A 19,511-nucleotide genomic window follows, 5' to 3' on the forward strand; every position below is an offset into this window, starting at 1 on the left:
TGCTACTTAGCCGATTCGGTGTAGAACTGGTCGGCGTTCTCAGGCGTTACGCGGGTCGAGGCGATGTTGATATTACCCTTGAGCGTTCCTTCAGCCGCACCCAGCAGCAGTTCCACATTCTTCTCGGCCAGCTCCTTGGCAGGCAGAATGTAGCCCAGCCTCCAAATGCCCTCCGGATCCTTGATCAGGTCGAGAGACTCGTCCGTCGCGTCCAAAGCGCCAAGCAAGTAATCGGGATCGTGGGCATCGACACCGTGTTCCATCAGCGCGCGATAGGCGCCGATCATTTGCCCGTCGCCCGTGGAAAGCCACACCTTCGTATCCGGATTCGCGCTGAGTTGGCTGCGCGTATTCTCCATCCCGTCCTCGACTGTCAGGGCCGGCATGTCGGCAATCTTAACGTGTGCTCCAGCATTCTGCAGGCCCTTCTTAATACCTTCGGTCCGGTCCCGGCCAAGATCGGTTTCGTAATAGCTGAAGAGGCCGACCGGGACTTCGGCGGAGCCGTATTTATCAACAATCCATTTGCCCGCTTCTTCGCCAAGTGCAACACCATCCTGAAAATTGTCGATCACCAATGCGCCCGTGATTCCATCCCATTCAGTTGCGTAGCCGACCACCGGAATACCCGCGGCGTTTGCCTGCTCAGTGACGGCAGCCATGGAGTCGGACTGAACGGGATAACCCATAATTGCCTTCACATCTCCTCGTTGGATCCATGACTCCCAACTCGACACCTGGTTCTGGATATTCCACTGCGGATCATCACTCAGTAGTTCATATCCTGCCTTTTCGATAGCCGGTTTCATGTACGCCAGTTCGTCCACCCATATCTGAATGTCCAATCCAGCAAAACTCATGGCTACCGCTCCCTTGGAGCCAGAATCTGCTCCTTCGGCACCGGCTGATCCGCAGCCCGACAGCACAAGGGAGGCCGCGAGCCCCGCTGCGGCGACAAAGGGAATGGCGCGTAGTTTCATTGTTTCTCCTGTTTCGGTCTGTCCAACATCAATGGCCGCATCTCCGACGCGTAAACCAAGTAAGTTCGCAAATTCCTTGTGTAATAGGACACACTGCTACAGCCATAGGCAACATGCGTCATATGACGTACGGGATGTAACAATTTTGGTTCTTCCGCTGTGGCACGTTGCCCTACCCCAACCTCTATCCATGGCCACGGTGAAGATACGTCAAATGACGCATGACTGTTGCCAAGAGTTTCAGAAGAATGGGTCATCTGCAGGAAGTCGATTGGCGGCATAGAAGAAAGCAGAGGTAGAGAAATGTTCGATTGGCCTCAAGGTCATCGTTACGGGGCGACGGTGAGCTTTGACTTCGACGCAGAAGAGGTATGGGTTGGCGAAAACCCTGAAAACGCCTGCAGACCGGGCGTCCTGTCCCAAGGGGCTTACGGCCCGAAGGTCGCCATGCCCCTGATCCTGGACCTGCTCGAGCGGCACGGTGTCGCCGCCACTTTTTTCATATGCGGCCGCGATGCCGAGCGTCACCCGGAATCCATCCAATCAATTCTGGCGGCGGGCCACGAAATCGCCCATCACGGCTATACGCATATATCGCCGACCGTGCTGTCCCTCGAGGAGGAAACTATCGAGATCAAGCGTGGGCTCAAAGCATTGCAGGACCTAGGAGCAGAGGTTGCAGGTTACCGTTCGCCCTCATGGGACTTCAGCGACAAGACGCTCGACCTACTGCAATCCCACGGGTTTGAATACTCCTCCAATCTGTTGGACGACATCGTCCCCTACCGTCACGCCTCACATGATCTTGTTGAACTGCCCGTGTCGTGGATCCTGGACGATGCGCCGCACTTCTGGTTCGCAAACGATACATGGGAGAAGACGATACGGTCCCCGCGAGAAGTGTTGGACGTCTGGCTTCCCGAGATTGACGGCATCGCCTCACTGGGAGGTCATGTCATGCTCACCATGCACCCAATGATCATTGGACGACCCTCCCGACTTGAGATGCTAAATTCCGTGCTTGCACATCTAGCCACCACGGGTGCCTGGATCCGAACCGCCCGGGAAACTGCCCAACTGGTAAGCGGACGAGTCCCATGAAGATGCATTTAGAAGAGACAACCGGGGCAGAGATGCCCGGCCGGGTTGCCATAGTGACCGGCGCCGCTCAGGGACTTGGCAAATCTATTGCCTCCTCTTTGCTCGGAGCCGGCTACCGGGTTGTCGCGAGCGATATCGCGCCTTCCCTACCCGAGTCCCTGCATGCCCACAACGGAACCAGTTTGGTCCATGCAGTCACCGACATGGCCGGCCTCGCATCCGCACGTGAATTGGTGGATCTGGCCATGGACAGCTTCGGTCGCTGCGACGCCGTGGTGAACAATGCCGGCGTAGGGGGGCCCAGCATCGGCTTTCATACAACTACGAATGAGCAAATAGCCCGTGTTCTGGAGGTGAACCTGTTGGGCGCCGCCCGGCTATGCCGTGAGGCCATCCCACACCTGCGCAGAAGCGGCCAAGGGCGCATCATCAACATCGGATCATTATTCGCTGACCATCCAGCACCTAATGGGGCAGCCTATTCCATGTCCAAGGCTGGCTTAGCTGCCCTGACTCGGTGCATCGCAGTCGAGGAAGGCATGCACGGGATTACCGCCAACACTATTGCGCCGGGCTACATCTTGACGGAAATGCATGAAGAGGAGGTGGCGATGCAGGCGCAGCGGCAGGGGATCCCGTTTGAGGAACATTTGGAGCAGTTGCGTTCCACCGTACCGCTCCAGCGGCACGGCACTGGACGCGACGTGGCAGGAGCCGTGTTGTGGCTGCTCTCGGGAGATGCAGCATATGTTTCCGGGCAGACGATTCATGTCAATGGGGCCTTGGTCTCGTCATAACAGAATTACCGCCCTAGCGGTTGTAACGACAATTTCGGCAGAAAGGGCCTCAACGTTGGTGGCAGGAAAATTTCCAAGAATTAGAGTTTCCGGGGGTCCCTTTGAAAGGGGACATCAATACGGGTCACAGGCGCAGGGGCAGGTGCTGGCGGCTCGGGCTGGCTATGAGCAGTCCTTCGCCCAGGCGGGGCTGCGATGGTCCGATGCCGTGGTATTTTCCGAACGCTATCTGGAGCCCGTCCGGGATTCTTTCCCGTGGCTGATGACTGAGATAGAAGGAATTGCCGACGGGGCAGGAATCCCTTTCGAGGATATCTTTGCCATGAATTGCCGCACCGAAATCCTCTGGGCAGCATTCACGGACCGCGCCGGCGAGAGAGCTCGGCGGTACGGAAGCGAATGCAGTTCATTCGCTCTCACTCCAGCGAGGACTTCGTCCGGCCATACTCTCGTGGGACAGAATTGGGACTGGCTGCTGCACGGCTTCGAAAGTGTGGTGCTGTTGGAGGTGGAGCGAGAAGACCACCCCAATTTCGTCACGATCGTTGAAGCGGGGCTGCTGGCCAAAACCACACTGAATTCCGCAGGCCTTGGTATAGCTGTCAACACCTTGGTCTCTTCCCTGGACAACGGGCAGAAAGGTGTGCCATTCCATGTTCTGATCCGCGCCCTAGCAGACTGTCGGACAGCTTTCGATGCCGTTGAAACTTTGTCCTCCCATTACCGGGCCTCATCAGGGAACTTCGTCGTCGGCGGCCCAGGCGGAGGGATTCTTAATATCGAAACGGCGCCAGGGGATGCCCGGACCGTCCGGCCGTTGATGGCCCGCAGCGGGGCACTGCTCCACACCAATCATTTCCTAGAAGAAATAGTCGGCGGCCACGACCTTGCTGGCAACGCGATGGCTGACAGCTTCATTCGCCTCCAGCGTATGCGCGAACTCGTAGCCGGGCGTCAGGAACCCTCCACCATCGACTCCCTCGACCTTGCTTTGAAGGACCACGTGGATTTTCCTGGCTCCATCTGCTGCCACCCAGACCCCCGGTTCGCCGAAGCCGAACGTTGGTCCACAGTCATGTCCGTTGTGATGGATCTTGAAGACCGGACCCTCCATCTGGCCGAGGGAAACCCCTGCGAAGCAAGGCGAGAGCCGTTGGACTTCCGCCCGTTCCTGACCAACGTCCTCGAGGGAGCACCCCGTGTCTGAGCTCGGCCCGGTATTAGCGATCACCGGAGCGGCCTCAGGAATTGGCGCGTCCACCGTCCAGCTTGCACTCAATAGCGGCTACCGGGTCGTGGCCCTAGACAAGAAGACACCGGAGTTCACCGAAAGGGATGAGTTGCTCCAGGTCTCTTGTGATATCACGGAAGTGACTGCACTCGAACAGATTCTAGAACGCGTGGAAGAACGCTGGCCGGAGGGGTTGGAAGCGCTAATCCACTGTGCCGGCATCTACCGAACATCAGCTTCGGAGGACGCGGACTTAGCTTTGTGGCAGGAAGTCCAACACGTGAATGTCACCGGAAGCTACTTGGTCGCCTCGGTGTTGGGACGGCCGATGCTCAGACAGGGCAGAGGCAGCATCGTCTTTCTGAGTTCGATCGCCTACTCGCTCGGGGATGGGCGGGAGCCCAGTGCCGCCTACGCGGCCAGTAAGGGCGCCGTTGTATCACTCGGCCGTCAGTTAGCGGCCGAGTGGGGGCCCCGCGGTGTCCGGACAAATGTGGTGGCTCCCGGCGTCATCGATACCCCAATGACGACCATCGTCAACAACGTGGAGGGCCTAGGCAAGGTCTTAGAAAACATTCCGCTGCAACGCCTCGGGGAGGCCGAAGAGGTTGCCCAGGCCTGCCTATACCTGGCTAGCCGGAACGCCAGCTACGTCAACGGAGTCGTTCTTCCGGTGGATGGCGGTCAAACCATTGTTTAGGCCGCCGACGCCGGACATAGATCACGTAAGTCCATATGAGTCTTCAGAGTCAGACCCGACTTCTAACCACTAAACATCGCCATCAATTTTCCTAAGGAAACCCATGATCCCTGCCACGAGCACGGCACAAGAAATAAGCCTAAGCCGTGTACTCAGGCTGCCATCTGCAGTCCTGTTCGGTTTGGCCTACATGCTCCCGTTGACGGTCTTTACTACCTTCGGCATCGTCAACCAGCTGACCGAAGGCCACATCATCTCTTCCTATATCGTCACGCTCGTGGCGATGCTGTTCACGGCGGCCAGCTATGCCAAGATGGCACGCGCCTTTCCGGTCGCCGGCTCCGCTTACACCTACACCCGCAAAACATTGGGCGGACACATCGGTTTCATGAGCGGGTGGACACTGCTGCTGGACTACCTGATGATGCCGATGATCACGTACCTCGTGATCGGCATCTACATGGAAGCAAGCTTCCCCGCGATTCCCCAAGCCGTTTGGATTGTCCTGTCGATGGTCGTGGTCACCGGGCTCAACATCCTCGGTATCAAACTGATCTCGAAGACCAGCAGCATTCTCTTAGCCGTGCAGGCCGTGTTCCTGATCGTTTTCGCGGTGATGGCGCTGCGTGCGGCTTCCGGGAATCCGATGCCCTCCATCGTCGACATGCTCATTGGCCAGGGTCCCGGCGTCGCCGTGATCTTCTCGGGTGCCGCGATTCTGTGCCTGTCCTTCCTCGGCTTTGACGCTGTCTCCGCCCTCGCCGAAGAAACCGTGGACGCACGGCGGATCGTGCCCAAGGCAATCATTCTGGTCACATTGATCGGCGGTCTGCTGTTCATCGTCATCTCGCTGCTGGCCAACCTGGTTTTCCCGGATTGGACGGCCTACTCCAGCGTTGACGCGGCGGCGTTGGATGTGACCCGCGCCGCAGGAGGACCGTTCCTTGAGGCGTTCTTCACGGCTGCCTACATTGCCGGATGCTTCGGGGCAGTGCTGGCATCCCAGACGACCGTCTCCCGCATCCTCTTTTCCATGGGTCGGGACGGCGTCCTTCCACGGCGGGTCTTTGGCTACGTGCATCCCAAGTACCGGACGCCTATCTACGCCATCGTGATTGTCGGAGCAATCGGCCTCATTGCGCTGGTCATGGATCTTACGCTCGCTTCATCACTGATCAGCTTCGGCGCTTTAGCCGCCTTCAGCATGGTCAACCTGTCCGTCATCAAGCATTACTACATCAAAAACGGCCAGCGCCGTGGAATAGACCTCCTCCGATATCTGGTAGCTCCCCTGTTGGGCCTGGCCCTGTGCGTCTGGCTCTGGACAAGCCTGTCCCCGGTCGCTTTCGTCGTCGGCATCGGCTGGATGCTGGCCGGTCTGGCTTACCTGGCCACGATGACCCGAGGATTCAGGCAGAGCCCGCCGGAGCTCAACCTCGCTGACGACTAGCCGGCAGCACCTTCCCTACCCTCGGCCGCGACCGCGTCGTCGTCCGGCCTCAAACCCTGAACTGAAAGCAGTAACGATGACTACTACTTCCGTGCCCCGATGGACCGTGAGCATCGATGCGGGCGGCACCTTCACCGATGCCATTGCCCGCTCGGATGACGGCCGTTCACTGGTTGCCAAGGTTGCCTCGACACCGGCCGATCCCTCGCATGGACTCACCAACGCTGTTGCAGAACTAGCGGCTCAAGGCATGCCGCTCGAGGATGTAGCACTGGTTTGCCACGGCACCACCGTTGCCACCAACGCCACCTTGACCGGTAACCTGGCCACAGTCGCGCTGGTGACAACCAAGGGCTTCCGCGATGTTCTGGCCTACCGGCAGGGCAGCCGTCCCGACGTTTACAGCCTCTCGCCCGAACGACCCCGTGAACTCGTCGATCGCTATGCCCGCTTCGAGGTGGATGAACGGATCAGCAGCGACGGGAGCATCCTCCGGCCGCTGCGCGACGAGGACGTCGCCGCAGTCCTCGACGGCATTGCCGAGGTGCAGCCCGAAGCCATCGCGGTCAGTTTGCTCTTCAGCTACCTCAACCCGGTCCATGAGCACCAGCTCCTGAGCGCGATGGAAGCGCGTTTCCCGGATACTCCGATCACCATCTCCAGCCAGGTGGCCCGCGAGTTCCGGGAATACCCGCGGACCGCGACCACCGTGATCAATGCCGCCCTGCGCCCCGTAGTGGCTGCCTATCTGCAGCGCGCTGCCACCGCCCTGGAAGGCAGCGGCGTCGCCGCCCCGTTCCAGGTCATGCAGTCAAACGGGGGCTGCGTTCCCGCCGAACGGGCCGGCGCGCAAGCGCATCGGCTGATCCTCTCCGGGCCGGCAGGCGGCGTGAGCGGACTAGTGCGTGCAGCAGACGAACACGGCCTCAACAATGTCATCAGCCTCGATATGGGCGGCACCAGCGTCGACGTCTGTTTGGTTCGTGATTCGAAGGCTCCATACACGAGCACGCAGGAAGTGCAGGACCACGTCCTGGTCGCTCCTACCGTGGACATCCACACCATCGGTGCCGGCGGCGGAAGCATTGCCTGGGTAGACCGGACGCAACGCCTCCGCGTTGGCCCCCAGTCGGCCAAGGCCGTCCCCGGTCCCGCCAGCTACGGACGCGGCGGTACGGAGGCAACGCTGACGGATGCCCACGTAGTGCTGGGAACCCTGGGCACGGACGCTCTCGCCGGCGACCTGCGCCTGGACAAGACCGCCGCCGAAACAGCGGTAAAGGAAATCGGCAGCCAGCTGGACATGGAAGTGCCCGAGGCCGCGGAGGCGATCCTGGCCATCGCGCTTGCGCATATGGTCCGGGCAGTCCGCAAGGTCAGTGTGGAGCGCGGACTCGATCCGCGTGAGTTCACCCTTTTCCCCTTCGGCGGTGCCGGCCCGCTGCACGCGGGCATGCTGCTGCGCCACCTCGGCCTGGCCAGCGTAGTTGTGCCGCTGCAGCCAGGGCTCTTCTCCGCCGACGGACTGCTGGCCGCCGGCCTCCGGGTCGACGACGCGCAGACGGTACTCAAGCCCGTCAGCCCCGATGCGCTGCCGCCCATCAGGGACTGGCTGGAGGAACGGCGGCGGGCCCTGACCGACCAGATCATTTCCGACGGGGCCGCCGCAGATACCGTGGAAGTCCAAGCCACCATTGACGCCCGCTATCTCGGACAGGGCTATGAGCTCACCGTCAACGTGGAGGGCACAGATCTTGAGCAGCTCACCCAAATCGCCGAGAAGTTCCATCCTGCCCATGCCGAGCTTTACGGCCACAGCTCCCCGCAGGAAACGGTAGAGATGGTCACGGTTCGGATTGCCGCCACCGGACAATTCCAACGTGTGCCGTCCTCCCCTATCGCGCAGGGAACCGCAGAGCTTCCGGAGAACGCAATGATCGGCACCCGGTTTGTCCGGCTGCCCGGCAGCGGTGAAACGGAGACCATCGTTCTCAACAGGTCCAAGCTCTTGGCCGGCAACATCATCACGGGTCCGGCGATCATCACCCAGATGGACGCGACCACAGTCATGCTCAAAGGCCAGACCGGCTTGGTAGCCGCCAACGGCGACATCATCATCACGGAGGACAAGAAATAGCCATGGAAACCATCGACAACCGGCAAACCGTGGACACAGTGACCTTTGAAGTCATCTCCTCAGCCCTGCACTCAATCGCGGAGGAGATGGGCGTGATCCTCAAGCGCTCCAGTTACAGTCCCATCATCCGCGACATGGACGACTTCTCCTGCGCCCTGTTCACTCCGGACGGGGACCTGGTGGCGCAGGCTGACTACATCCCTGCCCAACTCGGCGCCATGTCCCTGGTGGTGAAGGCCATCATCGAACGCTGGGAAGGAAAGATCAACGACGGCGACGCGTTCATCTGCAACCACCCGTTCCTTGGCGCAATGCACCTACCCGACGTCAATGTGGTCACACCCATTTTTGTGGACGGCCGGCTCGAAGGGTGGAGCGGCACCGCGGCACACCATATCGACGTCGGCGGTGTGAACCCCGGCAGCGAAGGCCCTGAGCTCGAGGATATCTTCGCTGAGGGGCTGATCCTTCCTCCTGTACGGCTGTCCATTGCGGGCACAGAAAATCCGGATGTCATCTCCATCATCACCGACAACATCCGCGACCCGCTCAGCACCGTCAGCGACCTGCGGGCACAACGCGCCGCCTGCATCCTGGGCTACCAGCGGCTGAACGAACTGGCGGAACAGTACGGCATGGACGTGCTCTCTACCGTCATGTCCCGTTCCCTTGACGTTGTAGAGAAAGCGGTTCGCAATTCCCTGCTGGACCTTCCGGACGGCACCGGCGAAGCCGAAGGGTTCCTGGACGACGATGGCCTCGATGGTCCGCCCACCCGCATCCATGCCAAGGTCAGCAAGACCGGCGACACACTTACCATTGACCTATCCGGCTCCAGCGCCCAGGTCCGTGGCGCCATGAACGTACCCTGGGCCAGCGCCCGTGCCGGAATCGTCTACGCTGTACGCGCTGTAGTGGCCCCGGACTTGGGCGCCAACGATGGACTGCTGCGCGCCGTGAATGTGATTGCGCCCAAGGGCAGCGTCCTCAATCCCGAGGCACCGGCGGCAGTCTCTATCCGCCACAACACCTGCCAGCGCTTCGCCGACACCCTGATCCGCGCACTGACCGATCTGTGGCCCGATGAATCGGTCGGCAGCAGCACCGTCAGCTTCTTCTGCATGAACGTGGGCAGCACCTCGCCGGTGACGGGACGCCCGGCGGTGATGGCCGACGTCGTTGGCGGCGGCACCGGAGGAACCAGGTTCGGTGACGGGGTGGACGGCGTTGACACTTATATGTCCAACGTTGGCGTGATGCCCGCCGAAGTGGTGGAGACGAACTACCGGATCCGGATTTTGAAGAACGAGTTTGTGCCCGGATCACAAGGCACCGGAAAGTACAACGGCGGAATGGGGCTGCGCCGCGAATACCAAATCCTGGAACACCCGCAACGCGCCACCTTCTATGCCGAGCAGACCAACGGCAGCTTCTCGCCTGAGGGCGCGGCCGGCGGCGGGGCCGCGCACGCAACGCGGATCACCCTCATCACTCCGGATGGAACTGAGCACGAAGTGGCGACGAAGACCTCCACCACGCTTCAGCCCGGCACAGTGGTTCGCGTAGAAACAGCCGGTGGCGGCGGCTTCGGTCCGGCCGCCGAGCGCCCGGCCGAACTGAAGGCAGCCGATCTGCGTGACGGCCGGCTGGTGCTGGGATGACCACCACAACCGCGCCCACTGACCGAGTACAGAGATCCCTGGCCCATACGAAATATTCGTCGGTTTGGTTCGAAGGGATCCAGCGCGAACCTGCCAACAAGCTGATCGGGCGGCACAGCTGCGACCTGCTCATTGTCGGCGCTGGCTTCGGCGGGCTCTGGGCAGCCATGCGCGCGAGAAAGCGTCATCCGGACTGGGCGATCACAGTTGTGGACTCGCACGAAGTCGGCCAGGCGGCGTCTGGCCGCAATGGCGGATTCGTCTCCTACAGCGTTACTCACGGCCTGGCCAACGCCTTGGCCCGCTGGCCTAAAGAGGCCGACGTGCTGGAGCGGATCGGACTCGAAAACCTCCGCGGTTTCAAGGCCGAGCTCGATGAAGCCGGCATTGACGGCGGGCTAAGCACCGCAGGCAAACTGCAAGTAGCCCTCAAACCACATGAGCTGGCAGAGCTGAAGGCGACGGTGGAACCGGCCCGCAGCTTCGGCCGACCACTCGAGCTGCTCTCCGCTGAACAGACACGGGCCCGGATCAATTCACCGTCCTTCATCGGGAGCGTGTACGACCCGACCGGCACGATGCTGATCGAGCCTTACCGTCTGGTGTGCGGCATGAAGGAGTATCTGGAAGCCCAAGGCGTGGCATTCTTCGAGAATTCCCCGGCCGGCTCTCTCTCCGATGCGAACGGGCGAATGGAAGTTTCGACCCCCTACGGCCACATCACCTCCAACCGGGTCATCCTGACCACCAGCGCCTTCCCTTCCCTGCTCCGGCGGAACCGCCTCGCCACCGTCCCTGTCTACGACTACGCCTTGGCCACCGAGCCCCTGACCGAAAAGCAGTTCGCCTCGATCGGCTGGGCAGGCCGCGAAGGACTGACGGATGCAGCCAACCAGTTCCATTACTCGCGCATAACTGCGGACGAGCGGATCCTGTGGGGAGGCTACGACGCTGTCTACCACTATGGCAGCCGGATTTCACCGGAGCTCGAACGGCGCCCGGGAACCTTCCGGCTCTTAGCCGAGCAGTTCTTCCAGACGTTCCCGCAGCTCGAGGTGGACTTCAGCCATGCCTGGGGCGGCGTGATCGATACTTCCACCCGGTTCTCGGCCGCCTACGGCACCGCGTACGGCAACAAGGTCGCCTACGCCATCGGCCACACCGGCCTCGGTGTGGGCGCCAGCCGCTTCGCAGCGGACACCATGCTGGATTTGCTGGCGAGTGAACGCACTGAACGCACCTCGCTGTCCATGGTCCGGCGCCCGACCATACCGTTTCCGCCGGAACCGGTACGAGCCGCAGGCATCAACCTCACCCGTTACGAACTGGCCCGCGCCGATCGTAATGCCGGTAAACGGGGCTTGTGGCTGAAAACATTGGACGCGCTCGGACTCGGATTCGATTCGTGACGGTCAGTCCGTGCTCACCGTCTCGCCTAAGTGTGAATGTGCTGGACAGCCGAACAGGACCAGCGGACTGCGACGTACGCATGGTCATGTACCGATGCAGACAATTGGCGTTGCTGGGTGCAGGCTGGCACACGCCACCGAACCCATTACCCCCGGGCTACCTATGTCCCGGGCTGGAGTTCGATGCGCAACCCTTGATCCGCTCATCGTGCCTATTTGGACATCCAAGCAATCCTCTTCAAATGTAACTTTCAGGTCTCGGACTTCTAACACCGCTAAGGAAGATCAGCTTCCCTAGACAGTCAGCAAAGCAGATGGCACAAATATCGACTCGGAGCAGACATGATTCAGCAAACTGAACTATCCGGCAAGCACCAGTTTATTGACGGCCGGTACCGCGAAGGCCGCGGCAACGAGACCAAACGGGTCAATCCCGCCACCGGCGAGCCCGCCGAGATCATCCGCTATGCCAGTACGGACGACGTCGACGACGCGGTCGCCGCGGCCAGACGGGCCTTCGGCACGTGGTCGCGGCGCACGCCGGCCGAGCGCTCCGACGCACTGCTGAGCCTCGCCGCAGAGCTGGACCGCCGGAGAGACGAAATTGCGGCCGTCGAAACCGCGCAGACCGGCAAGGCCATCCGCCTGGCCACGGAATTCGATGTCCCGGGCACCATCGACAACGTCTCCTTCTTCGCCGGCGCCGCCCGGCAGCTGCAGGGCCTGGCCGCCGGCGAATACGGCGCCGGCGGCACGTCGATGATCCGCCGCGAACCCATCGGCGTGATCGGCTCCATCGCCCCCTGGAACTACCCGTTCCAAATGGCCGGCTGGAAAATCCTGCCCGCCATCGCCGCCGGCAACACCATCGTGCTCAAACCCTCCGAACTCACCCCCGGCACCTCCCTCATCTTTGCCGAAGCCGCCACCGCCGCCGGCATCCCGGACGGCGTGATCAACATCGTCACCGGCACCGGAACCGTCGCCGGCGAACACCTCGTCAGGCACCCCGACGTGGCCATGACCTCCTTCACCGGCTCTACCGCCGTCGGACGCAAAATCATGGCCCTCGCCAGCGAAACCGCCAAACGCGCGCATCTGGAACTCGGCGGCAAAGCACCCTTCGTGGTCTTCGACGACGCGGATCTCGAAGCCGCCGCCCACGGCGCAGTCGCCGGGTCCATCATCAACGCCGGCCAGGATTGCACCGCCGCCACCCGCGCCTACATCCAGCGCCCGCTCTTCGACGCCTTCACCGCCCGCGTCGCCGAACTCATGGACCAGGTCATCGTCGGCGACCCCACCGAGGAGGCCACGGACCTCGGCTCGCTGATCAGCCATGCCCACCGCGACAAGGTCGCCGGTTTCGTCGACCGCGCCCGCGCCAACGGCGCCACCATTCTCGCCGGCGGCCACGCGCCCGGCGGCGACCTTGCCGCCGGCGCCTACTACCGCCCCACGCTCGTGGCCGGCGCGGCGCAGGACTCCGAGATCGTGCAGGAGGAAGTCTTCGGCCCCGTGCTTACCGCGCTGCCCTTCGACACGGACGACGAAGCCATCACCCTGGCCAACGACACCCCGTACGGGCTAGCCGCCTCCGCCTGGACCAACGACCTCAACCGCTCCCTGCGCGCCAGCGCCGAAATCCAGGCCGGCTGCGTCTGGATCAACGACCACATCCCGATCGTCTCCGAAATGCCCCACGGCGGCTTCAAGGCCTCAGGCTTCGGCAAAGACATGTCCGCCTACTCGCTCGAGGACTACACCAACACCAAACACGTCATGCTCAGCCGCGACAAAACACCCCACAAAGACTGGCAAAACACGATCTTCCGCAGCACCAATATGCCGGCGTCCCAGCCATGAGCTGCCGAAAGATTCTGAAACAAGCTTCCTTACACCCCACTAGGAGATAGCGATGACCGAAACTCTGTACAGTACCGAAACCCGCCTCAAAACCGCTGCCCGAGACCACCTCTGGATGCACTTCTCGCCCCAGCCCCAGTCATATGAGGAGCTGCCCATGATCGTGCGCGGCGACGGCGCCTACGTGTACGACGACGCAGGACGCAAATACCTGGACGGCCTCGCCGGCCTGTTCGTGGTCCAAGTCGGCCACGGCCGGACTGAACTCGGAGAAGTCATGGCACGGCAAGCCTCCGAACTGGCATTCTTTCCGTTGTGGTCATATGCGAATAAACCGGCAGCAGCACTAGCCGAACGTCTCGCCCACCTCGCACCGGGCGACTTGAACAAAGTCTTCTTCACAAACAGCGGAAGCGAAGCCGTCGAGTCCGCCTGGAAGCTCGCAAAACAATACTTCCGCCTGATGGGCAAACCACAGAAGCATAAGGTTCTGTCCAGAACCACGGCCTACCACGGCACCACGCACGGTGCTCTGTCCATTACCGGCATTCCGGAACTGAAGCATGATTTCGAGCCCCTGGTGCCCTCGACGCACCGTGTTCCGAACACGAACTTCTACCGGGCAGAGCATTACCCGGACGACATTGTGGCATTCGGATTATGGGCTGCCGATCAAATCGAAGCGCAGATCCTGGCTGAGGGACCGGAATCCGTTGCCGCAGTCTTCCTGGAACCAGTGCAGAACGCAGGCGGGTGTTTCCCGCCACCGCCAGGATATTTTGAGCGAGTACGCCAGATCTGTGACCAATACGATGTCCTGCTCGTCAGTGATGAAGTCATCTGCGCCTTCGGTCGACTCGGCACATATTTCGGCGCAGAAAAGTTCGGCTACACGCCCGACATCATCATCTGCGCCAAAGGACTAACCAGCGGCTACGCGCCCATGGGTGCAATGATCGCCTCCGACCGATTGTTTGAACCATTTGCCTCAGGAAAATCCTTCTTCAAACACGGCTACACGTTTGGCGGCCATCCCGTTGCCGCCGCCGTTGCCATGGCAAACCTGGACATCTTCGAACGAGAAAACATCAACGAAAACGTACTGGACCGGGAAGCTCTGTTCCGGTCCACCCTGGAAAAGCTGCTGGACCTGCCGCTCGTCGGCGATGTCAGGGGAGACGGATACTTCTACGGCATAGAACTGGTCAAAGACAAAGGAACCAAAGAGACTTTCACGCCCGAAGAAAGCCAACGAATCCTGAAGACCTTCCTCTCCAAACAACTGTTCGAAAATGGCCTGTACTGCCGCGCGGATGACCGGGGAGACCCTGTCATCCAACTCTCTCCCCCGCTCATCGTCGGGGAATCGGAATTCAATGAAATGGAACAAATCCTTCGCGCCACACTCACAGCCGCCGAATCACTCCTATAGTTCACCTATCACGCGCCGCCCCGAAAGTTGTACTGAGAATTTAGTTCAAATTTTCGGGGCAGTTGTGTAAGGGCGCAGTTCGACGCCTTGCCGTACCATCTGAAGGAATACATCCGCTGGTACAACAACGAAAGGATCTCGACAAAGCTCAAGGGATAGACTCTTACTTCCCTCTTCCGTATGTAGCGATTTGTCGGGCGGGACTGCTCTTGGCCCGCTCCGCGCCCATGGATACCCCGGTTCGGGTCTTTTTTGCCTTGGCCGCGCCGCTTCCCATGGTGACGGCCGCGCTGGGGTGGGTACCCTCGCCCCGGGCGGCGGCGAGACGGCCACGGATTTGGGTTTCGTTCGCCCCGCTGTTTTCCAAGGATTCAGCGAACTTCTTGTGGTGTTCGGTTGAGCCGTAGCCGGCGGCCGAGGCGGTTTCTGCTTTTAGTCCCTGGTCTTGGAGCCGGTTGCTGTCGTTGCCGGTGACGCGGTTTTCGATTTCGCGGCCGATGCCTTCGAGGCGCGCGAAGAGTTCCTTCTCGGCCCGTTCGTATCGCTGTTCCATTGACGCCGACCGGGAGCCCTTGAAACCACCCTCGGCCAGGAGCTTGGTTTCGTGCATTTCCTTGGCGGCTTTCACGAACGCTGGATCCGTGAAGTGCGAGTCGTCGGCACCGTTGACGTTCGCGGTGGTTTCTTTGCGGAGCTGGTCGATGTCGGGACCGTGGATCCCGTCCTTGCCAATGAGGAACATGCGTATCTTCACTTCGGCGTCGGCAGCCGCGGCGGCTTTGGGGGTCTTCGCGTTGTGGGCCCGCTGCAATGCCTGTGCCAGCTCCGGGCTGGCCAGGTATTCAACGGGCACTTGGTGGCGTTCCATTTCAGGGGCGAGTTTCCCGGCCTGTGAGCGGAGTTCTTCGGCGCGGGCCGCTGCGAGCAGCTGCATGGCTTTTTCGTGTTCGGCGGCGGCCTTGCGGGTCTGTTCCTGGCTGCGCGCCAGCTCCTCCTGCCGGGCCTTTTCGGTCGCGATGGTTTCGATCCCGGATTCGAGGTAGGCGGTGTCCGCGCCGACGTCGTGGGTGTCGATGCCGTACCGGGTAAGGACTTCCTGACGGATCTTCTCCGACGCCTCCAAGGCTGTCGGGTGGTCTTTCCAGCCCTCAGCGACAGCATAGGCAGTGGCGATGTCGGCCGGCTGCGCCTTGTCCCACCACTGATCCTTGTGTACGGCGGCGAGTGCCGCGTGCGCTGCGCTGCGCTCTGCCGCGAGCCGCGTCTGGGCTTCGTGCGCGATCTGGGAGTCCAGGTGTTCCTGCTGCCGCCGGGCTTCCTGCCGGCGGCGTGCCAGGGTTTCGGCAATACGTGAGGCTAGCAGCAGTGATTGCCGCATACCGTTATCCAGAACGTCGTCGATGCCGTCTGCTTCACTCATGGGTATTCCCCTTTGCACTAGTGACGTGATTTTTTATCGGTCGAGGCCCGGCCCGGTGCCGAGCCGGCCGGGCTGGTAGGTTCTCGCCGGTGCCGCCGGGGTTGGTGTTGTGGGCACCACCGATCCCGGGCGGATGGGTGCCATGCCGCGCATGGCGATATCCACGGCCCTGGGCTTGACTGACGCTGTGGCGGGCTCCTCTCGGGCTGCTACCGGTACGGGTTTGGGCATGGTTGCAGTGAAGGGTGCCAGCTGGTTCTCGACCACTGACCGGATGCGCTGGGCTTCCCGGGTCCGTCCGGATTGGGCGTGCATTTCGTACACGGCGAAGGCGGTGTTGATCAGCTGCACCATGAGTGCCGTCTGCGCTGCCGTCTTGTCCTTGCTGGACGCTGCCATGAACAACATCGCGGTGCCGGCGATGGACGGCAGTGCGACGGGCTTGCCGTGCTGCCGCGGTGCCCGCAGCTGGGCTGTGCGGGACAGTTCAGCGGCTGTGGCCGCCAACGGCCCGGGGACCGGTTCGAGCCGGTACGACCATGCCGCGAAGGCACCGGAAACTTCCCGGGCGGCTTTAGCCCAGGTGGCGTGATCATCACGCGGGACAGCGCGGAGCCGGTCCGCTAAAGCGGTCGCGTTGCGCGTGTAGTCCACCCATGCCTGTACCGGTGGTGCCGCCTTCTCCGGACCGGTCCTGGCCACCTTGCGCTTGTTCCGTGCCGCGGCGTTCCACTCCGCCGCAGCCTCCGTCGCCGCCTGCGGCGAGTCCGGCCATCCTTCACGCAGGGCACCGAGCTTCAGGTCGGAGGCGAGGCTGCCGCCGCCGAACCAAATAGGCCGCTCCCCCGGTTTCGGCCGCTCGGCAACCGAGTACCCAACGATCACATCCGTCGTGTTCTTCGCGAACCGCGGGCGGACCAGCAAGCCGGTGTCGCGGGCCCGGCGGACGAACTCCGCCTCCGTCACGGAAGCGCCGGCGCTGGCACGCACCTTATGGGCCAGCGACGCACGGTGCATCTCCCGGTCTTCCCGGATGGCGGTGGCTTTCTCGGCGCGCTCGTAGCCACGGGTGGCGTGCACCGTAGAGAGCTGCTCCATGCCGTATTTGATTTCGAGTTCGCGGCAGGTTTTCTGCGCGCGTTTGTAATCGCCGTGAGTGGCGGCCTTGGTGCCGTCCTCACGGACCAGGGACACCGCGATATGGATGTGGTGGTTGCCGTTCTCACTGGTGCCGTGGTTGACCGCGGCCCACCGGCAGCGTGCCTTGCCGCTTGTCTCGGTGAAGCCCATGGCGTCCACAAAGTCGTTGGCGATATCGCCCCACTGCTGGTCCGTAAACGGGCCTTCTTCGGCGCGCACGTTCAACGAGCAGTGCCACGTGCGCTGCCGCTGATTGGAAGCGCATGGCCAAACGGGTCAGGCTGGTTTGGCGTGCCTCTTGCGCTTGCCGCAGTCATTCTCGGCGGTGGATTTGCTGTCGCTATAGCTTTAGTGCGACATCAGCACGAAATGGCTCGGGCCGCCACCCGGCTCGCCTTTTATGAGGATGCATTGAACCAGCTAAGGACGTCGGAAGCGAGCCCGGCGGAATAGCAAGAGGTTGCTCGAGGAACACCAGCGGCGTGTCCACTTACTCGGCTTGCAGACAGTAGAGCGGCGGATATCCCCGCTGCTAGGAACCCTCGTGCGCCTCCTCGGTTGATTCTTCCTGCACTTCTTCCGTGACCACCCTAAACGTCGGCCAGCAGTTCTCGTCTACTGCGACAGCCTTCAATCCCTCAATGCTTCGAACCGATTCACTGGTCATGTGGAGTTTATGATTGCTTGAGCCAGGGCCAATCAGCGCAAGCCGAATCGAAAGGTGACGGATAACCACTGCGAAAAATCGGCCAAGTATGCCCGTGACGGAAGGATCCGGGGTCAGCGAGGGTTGGAAGTGCTTGCTCTTGTTGTAGTTCTTGGCGATTGCTTTTGCCAAGACCACAGGGTCAAAGGGACAATTACTCAAATCCAGCTCGGAATGAACGATGCACCTGAGCACCCAGGTGGAATGACTTCCCTTTTTACGGCTATAGGTTTCTTCTACGCGTTCAACTTCTCCGAGTTCCTTGCCAAGGCTCTCGGCGACAATGCCCATATAAATAACGCGATCCACTGAAGAAAATCGTTCCCTACGCAGCAGATCTGCGGCAGGAAGGATGGCGTCGTAATGATGAGATTGGCTGGTTAGCCATCTACTTAGCTGGTCCTGATCCACATGATCGACAGAAGATATGTGGTTATTCCTATATCCATTGTCTGACGAAGCGGGTTCTGTCTCCGAGAAGGTGGAGAAATGGACCAGCCTCGAGGCGCTATCTTCCCTGCGCAATCGAGCGAAATGATCTTCAAAGGCTGCTTTCTCACCACTGCTAAGGATGAGAAGAGCTCTAAGCTGACGGTGGATCGCCAAGTGCCTGTCAACGGGGGCTGGCGTCTCAGAGACGGTCTTAATCTCACCAAAAACAGTGAATCCAGAAGTTCGGCTGCCCATCCTCGCTGACCATGAATTGGTGAGTTCGACTTGGAGATCACCTAGGTCCAAGGTGACGGGGTCAATTTCGATAGATGCGAATGAGGTGTCGTTATAGCCGGATACTTTGTTCTTTCAAATGGTGCGACTGATGGGGCTTTTCTCGAGCCATGCACTCAACGCGGGGATTCGCGAATGCACCGCGGATAGGCGAAGCGCTTCACTGTTTTCAGAGGCATACGAACCGTAAAGCATCGCCCTCGGCCGAAGGGTAAATTCAGTGACTCCAAAGAAGTTGTGCCGCTTTTGGATGACGACACATTCATGGAAAGTTGCGGTGCCGTCGACGCTGGAGAAAACGAGAGTATTAGGTATGGCCTTGCCCTCGGACCACAATTCAAGGTGGTCATATGTAGCATCTAGGCTCGAAGAGGCGACCCCGGGATACGAAATTTTGAGCAATGGACCGTAGTCCTGGTCCATCAAGAACGTCGCGAAAATCTGCGCGGTATCTTGCCCATCGAACACAAGTCCAGTAGAAGATTCACCAGCGTTCAGATCCACCAATTTTCGCATGTGTCGATCCTAGATGTGGAGGTTGTTGCTCTGCCATGATCTCGTCAAAGCCAGCATATGCCGTTGTTGCGAACATCGTCGATAAGACAGATAGATGAGACATTCGAGCTCGCCTAACCCCCGCGCAGCATTCCTGTGGCCCCCGCAGCGCATCTTGTAGTGGCAATCGATCGGGACTGCCCCGGGTTTCGTTGACTCTCGGGGTTGATGGTTTTCAGGCGGCTTAAAGGCCGGTTTCG

Annotated in this window: 15 protein-coding genes and 1 pseudogene; 11 read left to right on the top strand and 5 right to left on the bottom strand. The window is 60.9% G+C overall.

Annotation, left to right across the window (positions count from 1 at the left end; all coding sequences use genetic code 11):
* Positions 1-2: 2 nt before the first annotated feature.
* A complete protein-coding gene (locus J5251_RS03670; protein WP_208575219.1) occupies positions 3-980 on the bottom strand; it encodes a sugar ABC transporter substrate-binding protein in 978 nt (325 codons plus the stop codon).
* 342 nt (positions 981-1,322) lie between these two features.
* Here J5251_RS03670 and J5251_RS03675 point away from each other — a divergent pair, with 342 nt between their 5' ends.
* From J5251_RS03675 to J5251_RS20635, 11 genes are all read left to right on the top strand, one after another.
* Positions 1,323-2,081 carry a polysaccharide deacetylase family protein gene (locus tag J5251_RS03675; RefSeq protein ID WP_208575220.1) on the top strand — a complete coding sequence of 253 codons (759 nt, stop codon included), beginning with the start codon at positions 1,323-1,325 and terminating at the stop codon, positions 2,079-2,081.
* A 53-nt stretch (positions 2,082-2,134) separates the two neighbouring features.
* A complete protein-coding gene (locus J5251_RS03680; protein WP_208575221.1) occupies positions 2,135-2,878 on the top strand; it encodes an SDR family NAD(P)-dependent oxidoreductase in 744 nt (247 codons plus the stop codon).
* Positions 2,856-4,085 (top strand): C45 family autoproteolytic acyltransferase/hydolase, encoded by a 1,230-nt coding sequence (locus J5251_RS20260; RefSeq protein WP_244250915.1) that lies wholly within the window; start codon positions 2,856-2,858, stop codon positions 4,083-4,085. The genes J5251_RS03680 and J5251_RS20260 overlap by 23 nt, the downstream gene beginning before the upstream one ends.
* Complete coding sequence (locus J5251_RS03690; protein WP_208575223.1) at positions 4,078-4,809, top strand: SDR family NAD(P)-dependent oxidoreductase; 732 nt, start codon at positions 4,078-4,080, stop codon at positions 4,807-4,809. Before J5251_RS20260 ends, J5251_RS03690 begins: the two co-directional genes overlap by 8 nt.
* A gap of 103 nt (positions 4,810-4,912) precedes the next feature.
* Entirely contained in the window at positions 4,913-6,259 is a 1,347-nt protein-coding gene (locus J5251_RS03695) for an APC family permease (protein ID WP_208575224.1), read from the top strand.
* 76 nt (positions 6,260-6,335) lie between these two features.
* Positions 6,336-8,396, top strand: coding sequence for a hydantoinase/oxoprolinase family protein (locus J5251_RS03700; RefSeq protein ID WP_208575225.1), 2,061 nt, complete (start codon positions 6,336-6,338; stop codon positions 8,394-8,396).
* Between the two features lie 2 nt (positions 8,397-8,398).
* Complete coding sequence (locus tag J5251_RS03705; RefSeq protein WP_208575226.1) at positions 8,399-10,057, top strand: hydantoinase B/oxoprolinase family protein; 1,659 nt, start codon at positions 8,399-8,401, stop codon at positions 10,055-10,057.
* Positions 10,054-11,466 (top strand): NAD(P)/FAD-dependent oxidoreductase, encoded by a 1,413-nt coding sequence (locus J5251_RS03710; RefSeq protein ID WP_208575227.1) that lies wholly within the window; start codon positions 10,054-10,056, stop codon positions 11,464-11,466. Before J5251_RS03705 ends, J5251_RS03710 begins: the two co-directional genes overlap by 4 nt.
* A gap of 342 nt (positions 11,467-11,808) precedes the next feature.
* On the top strand, positions 11,809-13,332 hold the full coding sequence (locus tag J5251_RS03715) for a gamma-aminobutyraldehyde dehydrogenase (protein ID WP_208575228.1): 1,524 nt from the start codon (positions 11,809-11,811) through the stop codon (positions 13,330-13,332).
* A gap of 52 nt (positions 13,333-13,384) precedes the next feature.
* Positions 13,385-14,764, top strand: coding sequence for an aspartate aminotransferase family protein (locus tag J5251_RS03720; protein ID WP_208575229.1), 1,380 nt, complete (start codon positions 13,385-13,387; stop codon positions 14,762-14,764).
* 87 nt (positions 14,765-14,851) lie between these two features.
* Positions 14,852-14,923 (top strand): IS3 family transposase, encoded by a 72-nt coding sequence (locus tag J5251_RS20635; RefSeq protein ID WP_208576040.1) that lies wholly within the window; start codon positions 14,852-14,854, stop codon positions 14,921-14,923.
* Positions 14,924-14,927: 4 nt separating this feature from the next.
* On the opposite strand, the gene J5251_RS03730 is transcribed toward J5251_RS20635, so the two are convergent.
* The 4 genes and pseudogenes from J5251_RS03730 to J5251_RS03745 form a co-directional block, all read right to left on the bottom strand.
* Positions 14,928-16,184: a hypothetical protein gene (locus tag J5251_RS03730; protein ID WP_208575230.1), complete on the bottom strand. Its 1,257-nt coding sequence runs from the start codon at positions 16,182-16,184 to the stop codon at positions 14,928-14,930.
* 33 nt (positions 16,185-16,217) lie between these two features.
* Positions 16,218-17,561, bottom strand: a pseudogene (locus tag J5251_RS03735) (relaxase/mobilization nuclease domain-containing protein); the annotation flags it as partial.
* Between the two features lie 295 nt (positions 17,562-17,856).
* Positions 17,857-18,717, bottom strand: a complete 861-nt coding sequence (locus tag J5251_RS03740) for a hypothetical protein (protein ID WP_208575231.1) — start codon at positions 18,715-18,717, stop codon at positions 17,857-17,859.
* Positions 18,718-18,831: 114 nt separating this feature from the next.
* Positions 18,832-19,272 (bottom strand): hypothetical protein, encoded by a 441-nt coding sequence (locus tag J5251_RS03745; RefSeq protein ID WP_208575232.1) that lies wholly within the window; start codon positions 19,270-19,272, stop codon positions 18,832-18,834.
* Positions 19,273-19,511: the final 239 nt, after the last annotated feature.

The organism is Arthrobacter crystallopoietes (genome assembly GCF_017603825.1).
GTDB lineage: Bacteria > Actinomycetota > Actinomycetes > Actinomycetales > Micrococcaceae > Crystallibacter > Crystallibacter crystallopoietes_B.

Excerpts from the sequence above, each read along its gene's own strand:
- J5251_RS03705 (WP_208575226.1), top strand. The coding sequence starts at position 8,399 with ATGGAAACCATCGACAACCGGCAAACCGTGGACACAGTGACCTTTGAA.
- J5251_RS03700 (WP_208575225.1), top strand. The coding sequence starts at position 6,336 with ATGACTACTACTTCCGTGCCCCGATGGACCGTGAGCATCGATGCGGGC.
- J5251_RS03695 (WP_208575224.1), top strand. The coding sequence starts at position 4,913 with ATGATCCCTGCCACGAGCACGGCACAAGAAATAAGCCTAAGCCGTGTA.
- J5251_RS20260 (WP_244250915.1), top strand. The coding sequence starts at position 2,856 with ATGGGGCCTTGGTCTCGTCATAACAGAATTACCGCCCTAGCGGTTGTA.
- J5251_RS03745 (WP_208575232.1), bottom strand. The coding sequence starts at position 19,272 with ATGCGAAAATTGGTGGATCTGAACGCTGGTGAATCTTCTACTGGACTT.
- J5251_RS03730 (WP_208575230.1), bottom strand. The coding sequence starts at position 16,184 with ATGAGTGAAGCAGACGGCATCGACGACGTTCTGGATAACGGTATGCGG.
- J5251_RS03710 (WP_208575227.1), top strand. The coding sequence starts at position 10,054 with ATGACCACCACAACCGCGCCCACTGACCGAGTACAGAGATCCCTGGCC.
- J5251_RS03740 (WP_208575231.1), bottom strand. The coding sequence starts at position 18,717 with ATGGGCAGCCGAACTTCTGGATTCACTGTTTTTGGTGAGATTAAGACC.
- J5251_RS03670 (WP_208575219.1), bottom strand. The coding sequence starts at position 980 with ATGAAACTACGCGCCATTCCCTTTGTCGCCGCAGCGGGGCTCGCGGCC.
- J5251_RS03715 (WP_208575228.1), top strand. The coding sequence starts at position 11,809 with ATGATTCAGCAAACTGAACTATCCGGCAAGCACCAGTTTATTGACGGC.
- J5251_RS03720 (WP_208575229.1), top strand. The coding sequence starts at position 13,385 with ATGACCGAAACTCTGTACAGTACCGAAACCCGCCTCAAAACCGCTGCC.